The sequence below is a fragment of the Stenotrophomonas sp. GQ19 genome (assembly GCF_059758695.1).
In genome coordinates this window covers 268,778-282,605 of the sequence record NZ_JCAXES010000003.1, presented here as the reverse complement: position 1 = coordinate 282,605, position 13,828 = coordinate 268,778, and the positions used below count along the sequence as shown (strand labels likewise).

General features: G+C 67.6%; 10 protein-coding genes. 5 read left to right on the top strand and 5 right to left on the bottom strand.

The genetic code is table 11. The annotated features are described in order from the left end of the window. Positions 1–84 precede the first annotated feature (84 nt). The 3 genes from AC6CHL_RS08550 to AC6CHL_RS08540 form a co-directional block, all read right to left on the bottom strand. Complete coding sequence (locus tag AC6CHL_RS08550; protein WP_038687333.1) at positions 85–744, bottom strand: HNH endonuclease; 660 nt, start codon at positions 742–744, stop codon at positions 85–87. A 392-nt stretch (positions 745–1,136) separates the two neighbouring features. Continuing rightward, positions 1,137–2,930, bottom strand: a complete 1,794-nt coding sequence (locus tag AC6CHL_RS08545) for an acyl-CoA dehydrogenase C-terminal domain-containing protein (RefSeq protein ID WP_498294165.1) — start codon at positions 2,928–2,930, stop codon at positions 1,137–1,139. 45 nt (positions 2,931–2,975) lie between these two features. Next, entirely contained in the window at positions 2,976–3,464 is a 489-nt protein-coding gene (locus AC6CHL_RS08540) for an LEA/WHy family protein (protein ID WP_498294164.1), read from the bottom strand. A gap of 873 nt (positions 3,465–4,337) precedes the next feature. Here AC6CHL_RS08540 and AC6CHL_RS08535 point away from each other — a divergent pair. The 5 genes from AC6CHL_RS08535 (at position 4,338) to AC6CHL_RS08515 (ending at position 12,667) form a co-directional block, all read left to right on the top strand. Next, on the top strand, positions 4,338–7,691 hold the full coding sequence (locus AC6CHL_RS08535; protein ID WP_498294163.1) for a TonB-dependent receptor: 3,354 nt from the start codon (positions 4,338–4,340) through the stop codon (positions 7,689–7,691). Between the two features lie 61 nt (positions 7,692–7,752). Further along, on the top strand, positions 7,753–8,337 hold the full coding sequence (locus tag AC6CHL_RS08530; protein WP_447594839.1) for an RNA polymerase sigma factor: 585 nt from the start codon (positions 7,753–7,755) through the stop codon (positions 8,335–8,337). Further along, the gene (locus AC6CHL_RS08525; protein WP_314404235.1) at positions 8,321–9,322 is read left to right on the top strand and encodes a FecR family protein; all 1,002 of its coding nucleotides are present in this window, start codon (positions 8,321–8,323) and stop codon (positions 9,320–9,322) included. The genes AC6CHL_RS08530 and AC6CHL_RS08525 overlap by 17 nt, the downstream gene beginning before the upstream one ends. Positions 9,323–9,336: 14 nt before the next feature. Further along, entirely contained in the window at positions 9,337–11,145 is a 1,809-nt protein-coding gene (locus tag AC6CHL_RS08520) for an amidohydrolase family protein (protein WP_498294162.1), read from the top strand. Continuing rightward, positions 11,129–12,667, top strand: a complete 1,539-nt coding sequence (locus AC6CHL_RS08515; protein ID WP_498294161.1) for an amidohydrolase — start codon at positions 11,129–11,131, stop codon at positions 12,665–12,667. The genes AC6CHL_RS08520 and AC6CHL_RS08515 overlap by 17 nt, the downstream gene beginning before the upstream one ends. Here the strand turns inward: AC6CHL_RS08515 and AC6CHL_RS08510 are convergent. Continuing rightward, on the bottom strand, positions 12,618–13,157 hold the full coding sequence (locus AC6CHL_RS08510) for a lipocalin family protein (RefSeq protein ID WP_463601357.1): 540 nt from the start codon (positions 13,155–13,157) through the stop codon (positions 12,618–12,620). The genes AC6CHL_RS08515 and AC6CHL_RS08510 overlap by 50 nt on opposite strands. Positions 13,158–13,361: 204 nt before the next feature. Further along, positions 13,362–13,661 (bottom strand): hypothetical protein, encoded by a 300-nt coding sequence (locus tag AC6CHL_RS08505; RefSeq protein ID WP_498294160.1) that lies wholly within the window; start codon positions 13,659–13,661, stop codon positions 13,362–13,364. Positions 13,662–13,828 lie beyond the last annotated feature (167 nt).

Here is a 13,828-nt window from a genome sequence, read left to right as displayed (position 1 = left end):
TTTCCCCCCCAAACCGGGGTGGGGCAAGCAAACCGCCTTCGGAGTGACCAAACGGTGACGGGGCCTGCGTCAGTTGGTCGCAGGTCAGGCCGCCAGTTTGGAGCGTTTGGGCAGCTGCGCCTTCAGGAAGGCCATCTGGTCGGCCAGGATGTTGCGGTTGGACAGGATCATGTGTTCGATCCAGCTGGGCCGGTACGGCACGGCCAGCAGCGGCATGCCGGCCTGCTGCGGGGTGCGGTCGCTCTTGCGCGAGTTGCAGTGGAAACAGGCGCTGACCACGTTCTCCCACACGTCCAGGCCGCCCTTGGAGATCGGCATGACGTGGTCGCGGGTCAGTTGGGGGCGGTTGAACTGCTGGCCGCAGTACAGGCACAGGTGCGCGTCGCGGGCGAACAGCGCCTGGTTGGACAGGTTCGGGGTGGGATCCAGCGCGCGCGAACGGGCGTGGCCACGTGCGGCGATGATCGGGTGCAGGTCCATGCCGCTCTGGATACCGGTCAACCGACTGGTGCCGCCATGGATGTGCAGGCAGGGGTCGCCGAGGGTCCAGGCGACGGCATCACGCGCATACAGGCAGGCCGCATCCTGCCAGTTGATCCAGTCCAGGACCCGCCCGTGCGCATCCAGCGAGAGCAGGCGGACGCTGCCGGGCCGGTGCAGGGTGGCGATGGGCGACACTTCGTCGACCGGGGCGGACGAGGCTCCGGTATCGATCAGACCTAGGCGTGTAGTGTCTGTCTCCATCGGGAAAACAGCTTATACCGGAATGTTGACGTTTTGTGTATAGGAACGAACCAAAGGTTCGTTCCGGGTAGCAACCGACCGCTGGTCGGTTGGCCCTGGTTCGTTCCGGGTAGCAACCGACCGTTGGTCGGTTGGCTTCAGGTTCGTTCCGGGTAGCAACCGACCGTTGGTCGGTTGGCCCTCGTTCGTTCCGGGTAGCAACCGACCGTTGGTCGGTTGGCTTCCGGGCGTGGCGTCGCCGTGGCCGCCGATGTGCCGACCAACGGTCGGCACCTACGCGGGCAGGCCTTTCATCTGCGGCCAGTGCATGCCGATCCCCCGGGCACCATCCACACTCGATTGATCCACATCCCCGGTCGCCACCGACCGTTGGTCGGTGGGCCGGTCAACGATCAACCTTCCCCGAAATGCGCATCCGCCATCGTCATCAGCGGCGCCGCGCCGCTCTGGATGGCGGCGGCATGGCTGAGGGTGCGCGGCAGCACGCGGGCGAAGTAGAAGCGGGCGGTTTCGCGCTTGGCCTGCTTGAACGCCTCGCTCTGCGCGGAGGCGTCGGCGGCGGCAACGCTGCGCGCCCACCAGTAGGCCAGCACCACGTAGCCCGAATAGAACAGGTAGTCGAAGCTGGCCGCGCCCAGTTCCTCGGGATTGCCGGCCGCGCGCTGCAGGGTGGCCATCGTGAGCGTGCCCCATTCGTCGGCCTTGGCGCGCAGCGGGGCGATGAACTCGGCGAGCGCTTCGTTGCCTTCATTGGCCTTGGCGAACGCCTCGATCTCGGCCAGCATCAGCTTCAGCCCGGCGCCCTGGCTGGAGGCGGTCTTGCGCCCGATCAGGTCCAGCGCCTGGATGCCGGTGGTGCCTTCATACAGCGTGGTGATGCGCGCATCGCGGGCCAGCTGTTCCATGCCGTGCTCGCGGATGTAGCCGTGGCCACCGAAGCACTGCAGGGCGTTGTAGGTGTTCTCGATGCCCCATTCGGTCTGGCAGGCCTTCGAAATCGGGGTCAGGAAGCTCACCAGGGTGTCGGCGCGCTCGCGCTCGCCGGCATCGTCGGCATGGTGGGCCACGTCGACCAGGGTGGCTGCGTGCAGGGCCAGCAGGCGGCTGCCTTCGACAAGCGACTTGATGGTCAGCAGCATGCGGCGCACGTCCGGGTGGACCAGGATCGGGTCAGCCGGCTTCTCGGGATTCTTGGGGCCGCTCAACGAGCGCGACTGCAGGCGCTCGCGGGCGTACTTCAGTGCGTTCTGGTAGGCACGCTCGGACAGGCCGATGCCCTGCAGGCCAACGCCCAGGCGCGCGGTGTTCATCATGGTGAACATTGCCTGCAGGCCCTTGTGCGGCTGGCCGACCAGATAGCCTTCGGCGCCGTCGAAGTTCATCACGCAGGTGACCGAGCCCTTGATGCCCATCTTGTGTTCGATCGAGCCGCAGCGCAGCGCGTTGCGCTCGCCGACCTTGCCCTCACGGTCCACCTTGAACTTGGGGGTGACAAACAGCGAGATGCCCTTGGCACCGGCCGGGGCGTCGGGCAGCTTGGCCAGCACCAGGTGCACGATGTTGTCGGTGAGGTCGTGCTCGCCGGCAGTGATGAAAATCTTGGTGCCGGTGATGGCGTAGCTGCCATCGGCATTGGGTTCGGCCTTGGTCTTGAGCAGGCCCAGGTCGGTGCCGCAATGCGGTTCGGTCAGGCACATGGTGCCGGTCCAGCGGCCTTCGATCAGCGGCTTCAGGAAGGCATCCTGCTGCCAGGCTTCGCCGTGCTGCTTGAGCGCTTCGATGGCCCCGTGCGAGAGCAGCGGGAAGTTGCCCCAGGCCAGGTTGGCGGCGTTGATCATTTCGTTGAGCGGCACGCCGAGGGTGTGCGGCAGGCCCTGGCCACCCAGTTCCGGTGCGGCGGTGAGGCCGGTCCAGCCGCCGTCGACGAACTGCGCGTAGGCCTGCTTGAAGCCGGGCGGGGTGGTGACCTCGCCGGTGGCCTGGTCGAGCACGCAGCCGATTTCGTCACCCACGCTGTTGAGCGGCGCCAGCACGGTGGTGCTGAAGCGGCCGGCTTCCTCGAGCACGGCGTCCACCACGTCGGTGGTGGCGTCGGTGAAGCCGAGGCGGGCGAACAGGGGTTCGACCTTGAGCACGTCATGCAGGGCGAAACGGATATCGGAAAGCGGTGCGGTGTAGCTGCTCATCGTCAGGTCTCGATCAGGTGCAAAGGGAGGCGGGCGGTGCGCGGGTCAGCGCAGCACGCCGGGCAGGCCGGGGGCCTGGTTGAGGGTGCTGCGGCTGTCGACATCGAAGCTGCGCAGTTTCTTTTCCTGCGGGGTGGCGCTTACCGTGCCCTTGAGCGAATAGGCGAGGGTGCGGTTGCCGGCAAGGGCGTCGGCGACGACCAGGCGGGCGCCGGAGGCAGGCTGGAGCTGGAGGGTGATGACTTCGGCGGAGACGCCGCCGATGGACACGGCCGGTTTGGCGGTGAGGGTGCCGGCGTCTTCATCGCCGACCTTGAGCGCCAGGCTGACGTCATTGAAGACCATGGGCATGGAGCTGAAATTCTGCAGGCGCAGGGCAACATCCCACCCGCCGTCGGCGCGCACGGTGAGCTGCTGGACGCTGGCACCGGGGGGCGAGACGCGCTTGACCACGCCACTGTTGCAGGCGGCAAGGGCCAGGGTGCTGCCGGCGACTAGGGCGACAAGCAGGGCGGTACGGAAGCGGTGGTACATGGGCGCAATCCTCGAGCAGGTGCCGCGTGGGCCAAAGCATACTACGGCGTATGGTGGTTGTGCTGGCTATGGGTTTTGGTGGGTGCAGGGTAGGGGGTTTTTGTTTCGAAGCCGAAGCCAGAGCCAGAGCCAGAGCCAGAGCCAGAGCCAGAGCGTCGGCTTGGTGGGGAGGGCGGGCGTGGGTGGGTTGGCGGGACACGCCGCAAGTACGTCCCTGTAGGCTCGTTCGCGCCATCCATGGCGCTCTACGGTCCCGCCAACCCACCCACGCCCACCCCTCCAGCCATGGTCGGCGCGTAGGTGAGAGCAAGAGCAGTGGGTCGGGGAGCGGAGGGTGGTAGTGCCGAGCTTTGCTCGGCACCTACGTCAACCCCCACCCCAACCCTGGATCCCACCTCCCACCTCAATCCCTCCCTCGGTCCCTCCCTCGGCCCTCCAACCGTCAGCACACAGCCTCAAAAAGGCCAGCGCTTTTCCCCTGCGCACCCGTTCACTGTCGGGGGTCGGGGCGTGTGGGTGTGCGGGACCCTCCACCGCATGGATGCGGTGGCGGAGCTTACATGGACGTACTTGCAGCGTGTCCCGCACACCCACACGCCCCGGCCCAGCCAGCGCAACACGCACACCAAAGCTCCGGCTCTCGCTCCGGCTCTCGCTCCGGCTCCGGCTCTGGCCCTGGCTCTGGCCCTGGCTCTTAAGAGCTCTTAAAAGCTTCAAAAAAACAAACCCACCCCCAACCCCGTAAAGTCAGACCGGAACAAAAGCGCGGCCAATCACCGGGCGCAGTGGCGGAACACGCACGCCGGTGCATCTGGATTGTTCAGGGGGGTACGAAACATCGCCGCTCATGTTCACTTTCACGGGGAAGTATCCATGCGTTCGTACAAGTTGCAGCCGTTGGCCCGCGCCATCCGCGGAGGCCTGATGGTGTCGGTGCTGGGCATGGTCACGCCCGCCCTGGCCCAACAGGCCAGTTTTGATATCGCCGGGGGGCGTATCGAAGAAGCACTGCCCGAGTTTGCGCGCCAGGCCGGCATCCAGATCATCAGCCCCGCCGCCGGCGAAGGCGGCATCGCCGTCTCTGCCCTCAAGGGCCAGATGGACGCCCGGCAAGCCCTGGCACAACTGCTCGCCGGCACCGGGCTCAGTGTCGCCTCCGATGATGGCCGTACCATTACACTGCGCGCCGATCGCCCGCTGCTCGCCTCGCTGGGCGGCACCGCACTGCTCGCCGCCCAATCCTCGGCCACCACCGTCGCCCCCGAGCCCGCGCCGCTCGACGCCGCACGCAGCGCCCCGGTCACGCTCGACTCGGTCACCGTCGTCGGCACCCAGATCAAGGGCGCCAAAAGCGCCGCCCTGTTGCCCGTGGCCACCCTGCAGGCCGAACAGATCGAAGCCACCGGCGCGGTCTCCGGCGACGAGCTCTACCGCGCCATCCCGCAGATGGGCGACGTCTCCTTCAGCGGCACCAACGGCGGCAACAGTTCCAACTATGCGCGCGGCGACATCGCCTCGGTCAACCTGCGTGGGCTCGGCGTCGGCAACACCCTGCTGCTCATCAACGGCCGCCGCACCGTCGTGCATCCCACCAGCCAGGCCGACGGCAACCTCGTCCCCGTGCTCACCTACAACGCCAATACCGTCCCGGTCGCCAACCTGCGTCGGGTCGAAGTGCTGCTTGACGGTGCGGCCGCCATCTACGGCACCGACGCCGTCGCCGGCGTGGTCAACAACGTCCTGCGCGACGACGTGGACGGCGGCACCATCAGCGTCCAGCGCGGCATCGGCGAAGGCACCAACCTGCGTGACATCGGCATCAACGGCTTGGTCGGCAAGAACTCACAGGACCTGCGCAGCAACGTCACCCTGGCCTTCAACTACTACGCCACCACCGGGTTGAACTCGCTCGACCAGGACTGGACCCGCAGCGCGGACCGCGCGCCGGACTTCGTCGGTACCGCGTTCGAAGGGCTGAGTGGCACGGACAACCGCAACAGCAACAGCCCGTGGGGCAACTTCACCGCGATCGGCCCGCGCGTGCGCCAGGGCAGCACCTTCCTCACCACCGCCGCGGGTGCGTTCCACGTGCAGCCGCTCACCAACGAGGGCTGCAACGCCACCGTGGCCGATGGCCTGTGCGTGCAGTCCGGCAGCAAGGCCACCGCCGGTGCCGACCGCAATCTGTTGGACAACCAGCAGGCCCAGTTCCCGCTGTCGATCACCCCCGACGTGCACCGCGTCAACCTGTTCCTGACCGGCAAGCATGACTTCGAAAATGGCATCACTGCCTTCGGCGAAGCCGGCTGGTATCAGTCCAAGGCCCGCAGCCTGCAGTCCGGCGTCAACACCATTGCCGCACTGCCGATGACCGTGGCCGCCAGCAACTACTGGAACCCGTTTGGCGCCACCACGCTGCCCGACGGTAGCGCCAACCCCAACCGGCTGGCCAACCTCAACGTGGCCGCCGGCGGTATTCCGGTGAGCATCAGCAGCTACCGCTTCGAGCGGCCCACCCAGATCGACGTCAAGAACACCCAGGTGCGCGCGCTGGGCGGCCTCCGCGGCTTCCACTTCGGCTTCGACTGGGAAACCGCGGCGCTGTATTCCAAGGCCAAGGTGGTCGATACCCAGGACGCGGTCAGCATGACCCTGTTCCAGCAGGCGCTGACCGATGCCACTTCGGCCGCCTACAACCCGTTCTGCGGCGGCTGCAACGACTACGGCAAGCTGGACCGGTTCTTCTACAAGGCCACCCGCACCAGCGAGACCGAGCTGTACCTGTGGGACCTGAAGGCCTCGCGCCCGGACCTGTTCCGCACCTGGGCCGGTGACGTGGGCATGGCCACCGGCCTGGAAGTGCGCCGCGAAACCCAGCGCGACGACCGCGACGCGCGCGTGGACGGCAGCATCACCTATACCGACAGCATCACCGGCATCGGCTACCCCAGCGACATGTACGGGGTGAGCCCAACCCCGGACACCGAAGGGTCGCGCACCGTGGCCGGCCTGTTCGCCGAGTTCTCGGTGCCGCTGGTGTCGCGTGAGATGTCCATTCCGCTGGTGCGTGCACTGGACCTGCAGGTGGCCGGGCGTGCCGAGCACTACAGCGATTTCGGCAACGTCACCAAGCCCAAGCTGGCCTTGGGCTGGACCGTGATCGACGGGCTTACCGTGCGCGCGTCGTGGGCCAAGGGCTTCCGTGCGCCGAACCTGGAGCAGGTCAACGCCACCGTGGTCAGCCGCTCCAACACGCGCACCGACTACATCCAGTGCGAAGCCGACGTGCGCTCCGGCGCACTGGCCTCGATCAATGCCTGTGGCAGCACCTACCGTTCGTCCACCACCGCGCGGCGCTCGGGCAACCCGGACCTCAAGCCGGAAACCTCGACCAACACCAGCGCCGGCATCGTGTTCCAGCCGCAGTTCATCCCCGAAGACTTCGGTCGCTTCACCTTCGCGGTGGACTACTACAAGTACGAACAGGAAGGCATCATCGGCCTGTTCGGCGAGGGCAACGGGCTGATCCTGGACTATCTGCTGCGCCAGCAGGGCAGCAGCAATCCCAACGTGGTGCGCGCCGCCCCCACCGCCGATGACATCGCGCGCTTCGCCGGTACCGGCCTGGATGCCGCCGGCAAGGTGCTGTATGTCACCGACCAGTACGTCAACATGCAGCCGCAGACCGTGCGCGGCGTGGACTACAGCGTTGCCTGGAGCTCGCCGGACACCCGCATCGGCCGGTTCGACGTGGGCATCAACGGCACCCGCCTGATCGAGTTCTACCGCGACCGCTCGCCGGCGCTGCAGGCATTGGAAGACGCCAAGGCCACCGGCCTGGTCGATCCGTCGATCGCCATCACCGGCGGCGGCGACCTGATCGGTGACGGCGGCAACCCACAGTGGAAGTGGAGCGGCACGCTCACCTGGCGCTACCAGAACCTCAGCATCGGGGCGAGCGCGCGCTATGCCAGCAGCTACCACGAAACCAGCCTGACCCTGGCCGATGGCACGCCATGGACGGTGAAGTCGCAGACGCTGGCCAACGCCTACGTCAAGTACGACTTCAACCGCGAGGGCCTGTTCAACGGGGTATCGGTCAAGCTGGGGGCCAACAATATCGCCGACAAGCGGCCGCCTGTGTCCGATGACAGTTATGGTTACTCCTCGGCGGTATACCAGGCGTACCCGCGCTACTGGTATGCCAGCGTGACCAAGGCGTTCTGATCCGCAGGTAGTTCCTTACATCGCTGCCCGGCCACTGCCGGGCAGCGCAGCAGGAGTTCAAATGGGCGCAACATTGGCAGCAGAGCGTGCGTTGTGGTTGGCCGAGCATGTCCTGCCGTGCGAGCGGGGCCTGCGCGACTGGCTGCGGCGGCGCATGGCGCATGCGCAGGACGTGGACGATGTGGTGCAGGAAACCTACGCGATCCTGGCGGCGATGGCCGACGTATCGCACGTGCGGCAACCGCGCGCCTACGTCTACCAGGTGGCGCAGTCGGTGGTGCTGCAGCAGGTGCGCCGCGCCCAAGTGGTATCGATTGAAATGGTGGCCGAGTTCGACCGGCTGCCAATCACCGGTGAGGACGCCTCACCGGAACGGCTGGCGTCTTCGCGCCAGGAACTCAACAAAGTCACCGCGCTGATCGCGCAGTTGCCGGACAAATGCCGCCAGGCCTTCATCCTGCGACGGGTCGAGGGATTCTCGCAGCGCGAGATCGCCGAGCGCATGCAGATCAGCGAGAACACGGTGGAAAAGCACGTGTGCAAGGGTATTCGGTTGTTGATGGAATCGATGAAACAGGATGCGGGTGATGCAGGGTCCACAGGGAAACCGGACAGCACGGAGGCAGTTCATGCACGGCGCCGTTGACACCAACCCGATCGACGACCAGGCCGCGCAGTGGGTGGCGCGCGAGGATCGCGGTGCGCTGGCCCCGGACGAGGTGGCCGAGCGCGACCTCTGGCTGGCCGCCGACCGCCGCCATTTCGGCGCCTACGCACGCGCCCACGCGGTGTACGCGCGAACCGGACGCGCGCGCGCGTTGGGCAGTGCCGACCGCGTGCCACACACCCGCGTGAACGGCCCACGGCCGCGGCTGCAATGGGCCATGGGACTGGCGGCAACGCTGTGCCTGCTGGCACTGGGGGTGCACGAGCACAGCGATGCCGGGGACTACCACGTCACCCGCAAGGGCGAGATTCTGCGGGTGCCGTTGGCCGATGGCTCGGCGGTGACCTTGGATTCGGGCGCGGCGGTGCGCGTGCACTACACCGGGACGCGGCGCGAGATCACCCTGCTGCGCGGCGAAGCCCTGTTCGACGTGGCCAAAAACCGGGCCCGCCCGTTCGTGGTGACCGCGCGCGATACCGCGGTGACCGCGGTGGGCACCAGCTTCTCGGTGAGCCTCAACGAACAACGCACGCACGGGGTTGAAGTGCTGGTGCGCGAGGGCATCGTCGATGTGGCCACGGCTACCGGCGCGGTGGCCCCGACCCGGCTGCAGGCCAACTACCGTGCACTGGCCAACCGCACCCATGGCATCCGCATCGAGAGCGTTGCCCATGATGACCTGGACCAGCAGCTGGCGTGGCGCGAGGGCATGCTGTCCTTCAACGGCGACACGCTGTCGGTGGCCGCTGCGCAGTTCCTGCGCTACAGCGACGTGCGCATCATGATCGACGACCCGCTGGTCGGCAGCCGTCGCATCGTCGGGTTGTACTCGGCCAACGATCCGCTGGGCTTTGCGCGCAGCGTCGCGCTCAGCCTGGGCCTGGAGGTGGACCAGCAGGGCAACGATGTCTGGCTGCGCACGCCGCACAACGCCTTCCACAGCGCGCCGCGCTCACTGCAATGAACCGGGATGCCCGAATGACTGCCACTGTTTCGCGCGCGCGCCCACTGGCGCTGCTGACCGCCCTGTTGCTGGCCGGTGGCCAGGCCTGCGTGGTGGCCAGTGCTGCCGACAACGATGTGCTGATCCGCAACGCCATGGTCTTCGACGCCACCGGGCGTGCGCCCTATGCGGCCAGTGTCCTGGTGCAGGATGGGCGCATCGCCGCGATCGGCACCGATCTCAAGGCGCCGGCACATACCCGCCAGGTGGATGCGCGGGGCCAGGCGCTGCTGCCGGGCCTGTTCGACCTGCACACCCACTGGACCCCCAACGCCGAGCCGGCCACGCTGCCGCAGATCGCCAACCGCTACCTGGCCGCAGGTGTCACCACCGTGAGCGATTTCCACCAGCCACCGGAGGCCTATGCGCCGCGCCGCGCATGGCTGCAGAGCATCGCCGCGCCGGATGTGAAGTTTGCCGCGCGCATGAGTACACCGCTGGGCCACGGCGCCGACTGGGGGGACGAGAACACTACCCGTTGGGTCAACTCGCCCGAAGCGGCCACCGCAGCGGTCAAACAGGTGGCGGCCTACAAGCCCGACTTCATCAAGGCGTTCACCGACGGCTGGCGCTACTCCAACGCAGCCGACAACAGCAGCATGGACGAAGAAACCCTGGCCGCCCTCGTGGAGGAGGCGCACCGCCAGCAGTTGCGCGTGTTCACCCACACGGTGATGGTCAAGCGTGGCAAGACCGCCGCGCGTGCCGGGGTGGATGCACTGGCGCACAGCGTGCAGGACGGCCCGGCCGACGCCGAGCTGATTGCCCTGATGAAGCAGCACGGCACCCGTTACTCGCCGTCGCTGGCGGTGTACCTGCCCGAGCGCGTGGATGGCAGCGGCAAGGCCCGCGCCGGCACCGAGGCCTACCGCCAGCGCGAGGCGAACTTCGCCAATGCACTGCGCAACGTCAAGACGCTGCACGACGCCGGCATTCCGATCGTGCTGGGCACCGATGCCGGCATGACCGGCACCCCGCACGGCGCGTCCACCCTGCGCGAGCTGGAACTGTTCGTGCAGGCCGGGCTTACCCCGACCGAGGCCCTGCTGGCCGGCACCCGCGCCAGTGCCGAAGCGCTGGCCCTGGACGACCGCGGCAGCATCGAGGTCGGCAAGCGCGCCGACCTGCTGCTGGTCACGGGCAAGCCGTGGGAGCGCATTGGCGACATCCGCAACACCCAGCAGGTCTATGTGGCCGGGCGCCAGGTGGTGGGCAAGGGCGTGCAGCTGCCGGCGGGCAACCACGCCGCGTCGCTGCCGCCGCTACGCATTGGCGCGTTGGTGGATGATTTCGAGCGTGCCGACCAGCGCACCGCGCTGGACACCCTGCGCAATGACGATGCCGACGGTGGCAACGACCGTACCGTGCAGGTCACCGACGTGATCGATCGCGATGGCGGCGGCAAGGCGCTGTCGATGCAGGCCCGGCTGTCGAGCAAGGACGACGCCTATGCAGGCGTGATCCTGCCGCTGACGCGCGGCTCGGTGGCCCCGGCCGACCTGCGCGGCTGGAAAGGCGTGCGCGTGGATGTGCGCGGTGATGCCACGTTGCGCCTGGAAGCGCGCGGTCTGCAGGGCCGCCGCTGGGCCGCGCCGGTAACGACCAATGGCAGCTGGCAGACCGTGGAGATCCCGTTCCATGCGCTGCAGGGCCAGCCGCCGTACCGCGCCAAGGGGCCGTTGCCCGCCTGGCGCGGCGATGACGTGCAGCAACTGGTGTTCACCGGCACCGGCGACGCGGGCGCGAAGATCTGGTTCGAGATCGACAATGTCCGGTTCTACTGACGTGGTGCTGCGTCGTGCACGGGTTGCGCTGGCGGTGCTGGCCTGCACCGTGGGCCTGCCCGCAGGGGCCGCCGATGCCTCTCACGACGTGCTCGCGGCCGTGGATGCCTACGCCACGCGGCAGGCCGAAGTCGGCCAGCAGCTGTGGGCACAGCCGGAACTGGGCTACCTGGAAACCCGGTCATCGGCACTGCTGCAGGACGAGCTGCGCAAGGCCGGTTTTCGCATCGAGGCCGGTGTGGCAGGCATGCCTACCGCGTTCGTGGCCCGCTACGGCAAGCGCGGCAACGGACCGGTGATCGCGCTGCTGGCCGAGATGGATGCCTTGCCCGGCATGTCGCAGGCGGCGTTGCCCACGCGCAGCCCCATTGCCGGCCAGGACGCGGGCCAGGCCTGTGGCCACAACCTGTTCGGCGCCGCGGTGGTGGGCGCCGCGCAGGCCGTGGCGCAGTGGCTCGCGGCCAGTGGCCACGACGGCGAAGTGCGCGTGTATGGCACACCGGCCGAGGAGGGCGGCAGCGGCAAGGTCTACATGACCCGCGCCGGCCTGTTCAACGACGTGGACGTGGCGCTGCATTGGCACCCGGCGGCGGCCAACTCCGCCGCGCAGGGCACCAGCCTGGCCAACATCAGTGGCAAGTTCCGCTTCAAGGGCATCGCCGCGCACGCCGCGCTGGCCCCGGATCGCGGGCGCTCGGCGCTGGATGGCGTGGAAGCGCTCAACCACATGGCCAACATGATGCGCGAGCACGTGCCCGACGGCACCCGCATCCATTACGTGATCAGCAACGGCGGCGCCGCGCCGAACGTGGTGCCCGATGCCGCCGAAGCGTACTACTACGTGCGCCACGTCGACCCGGCCGTGGTGCGCGATGTGATCGACCGCCTGCAGCTGGCCGCGCGCGGTGCGGCGATGGGCACCGGCACCGAGGTGGTGTTCGAACCTACCGGCGGGGTGTACTCGCTGCTGCCCAACGATGCGCTGGGCCGCGTCATGCAGGCCTCGCTGCAGCAGGTGGGCGGTGTGATCTATGACGCGGCCGACACCGCGTTCGCCACCCAGCTGCAGCAGACCCTGCAGCAACGTCCTGCCTTGGCCGCTGCGGCCACGCTGGAGCCGTATCGCGACGATCAGGCCGGGGGCGCATCCACCGATGTGGGCGATGTGAGCTGGAACGTACCCACCGTTGGGCTCAGCACTGCCACCTGGGTGCCCGGCACGCCGGCGCACAGCTGGCAGGCGGTGGCGGCCTCGGGGGCGCCGATCGGGACCAAGGGGGCGCTTACCGCGGCGAAGGTGCTGGCGCTGACCACGGTGGCGTTGTTGCAGTCGCCACAGACCGTGACGGCGGCGAAGAACGAATTCGCACAGCGGCGGGGCGCGCAGTTCCGTTACGTGCCGCTGCTGGATCGCACCACACCGCCGCTGGACTACCGCGTGCGCGCGAAGGACCCGGCAGGCACGGCGCCGCTCAATCCAGCGGCGCCATCACTTTCAACGGCGCCAGGTCGTAGCCCATGACTTCGGCCTTGGCCTTGATGCTGTCGAACTGCGTGGCGTCCATGCGCGGCGAGCGCGACAGGATCCACAGGTACTTGCGGTCGGGGTCACCCACCAGTGCCCACTGGTACTCCGGATCCAGCGCGATCACCCAGTAGTCGGCCCACACCAGCGGCACCCATGCCAGCCAGTCGGGGACGAAGCGCACCTGCAGCTGGCCCGGCGCGCCCTCTACCGGGCGCGCCACGCCTTCGGCGGCGATGCGCTCGCCATCGGCGGTGCGGCACGCGTTGTGCACGCTGATGCGGCCGTCACCACGCAGCGCATAGGTGGCGGTGATGTCGCCCACGCACTTCTTCTGGAACGACACCGGCAGATGCGCGATCTCATGCCACTGGCCCGCGTAACGGCCCATGTCCAGGGCGGGTACCGAGCGCACGGGTTCGGCCGCCCATAGCGATGTGGCTGCAGACAGGAGAAGCAGGGCAAGCCACGGGCTGAACATGCGCATCGACGGCACTCCGGAACGGTCGCCCGAGCTTAGGGGCAGGGCAGGGGCGAGGTGTGAAGTTTCTGTCATTTGCGGGCACGCCCGAACGGCACCTTGAGAGACGCGACAGCCAGGTGGACGTTTCGGCCCCATTGGGCTGGCGGCGATACGCGCAATGCGGGCATCGCTTTCGACACGTCGCGTTTGAGTCCCGCGCAGTTCGCTCTAAAGGCTGCGGACGAAGGCCTTCATGGTTGCCTGCCAGCGCACGTCATCCGATCTGAAGTCCAGGCGCGCGCCGTCGCTCGCGCGGGTGACGTAGTGAAGATCTGCCACTGTGTTCATTTCGCCCGGGTGCGACGGCAGCCAGAACACCAGCGTGTCCGTTTTTGCCGACCACTCATGCACCAGGTCCCACTCGATCTCCTTGCGGACGATCTCGAACAGCTCGGCCGTGTTGCTTACGGTCCAGCCGGCATCGTGCAGGTGCGTCCTCAATTCGATCATCCAGTCGCGCGCGTGCATCTGCGTCCTCGCAGGAAAGGGATCCGTGCAGATTCCGTACAACCGCACAAAGAAAAAGAGCCCGCATTTCTGCGAGCTCTTCTTGAATCATGGTGGCCGAGGACGGAATCGAACCGCCGACACGGGGATTTTCAATCCCATTCACCATATAAAAAAAGCTTTTAGAT

What these genes read in the sequence shown, in the direction of transcription:
- AC6CHL_RS08535 (WP_498294163.1), top strand. Translation starts at nt 4,338, where the DNA reads ATGCGTTCGTACAAGTTGCAGCCGTTGGCCCGCGCCATCCGCGGAGGC.
- AC6CHL_RS08545 (WP_498294165.1), bottom strand. Translation starts at nt 2,930, where the DNA reads ATGAGCAGCTACACCGCACCGCTTTCCGATATCCGTTTCGCCCTGCAT.
- AC6CHL_RS08520 (WP_498294162.1), top strand. Translation starts at nt 9,337, where the DNA reads ATGACTGCCACTGTTTCGCGCGCGCGCCCACTGGCGCTGCTGACCGCC.
- AC6CHL_RS08530 (WP_447594839.1), top strand. Translation starts at nt 7,753, where the DNA reads ATGGGCGCAACATTGGCAGCAGAGCGTGCGTTGTGGTTGGCCGAGCAT.
- AC6CHL_RS08505 (WP_498294160.1), bottom strand. Translation starts at nt 13,661, where the DNA reads ATGCACGCGCGCGACTGGATGATCGAATTGAGGACGCACCTGCACGAT.
- AC6CHL_RS08550 (WP_038687333.1), bottom strand. Translation starts at nt 744, where the DNA reads ATGGAGACAGACACTACACGCCTAGGTCTGATCGATACCGGAGCCTCG.
- AC6CHL_RS08525 (WP_314404235.1), top strand. Translation starts at nt 8,321, where the DNA reads ATGCACGGCGCCGTTGACACCAACCCGATCGACGACCAGGCCGCGCAG.
- AC6CHL_RS08515 (WP_498294161.1), top strand. Translation starts at nt 11,129, where the DNA reads ATGTCCGGTTCTACTGACGTGGTGCTGCGTCGTGCACGGGTTGCGCTG.
- AC6CHL_RS08510 (WP_463601357.1), bottom strand. Translation starts at nt 13,157, where the DNA reads ATGCGCATGTTCAGCCCGTGGCTTGCCCTGCTTCTCCTGTCTGCAGCC.
- AC6CHL_RS08540 (WP_498294164.1), bottom strand. Translation starts at nt 3,464, where the DNA reads ATGTACCACCGCTTCCGTACCGCCCTGCTTGTCGCCCTAGTCGCCGGC.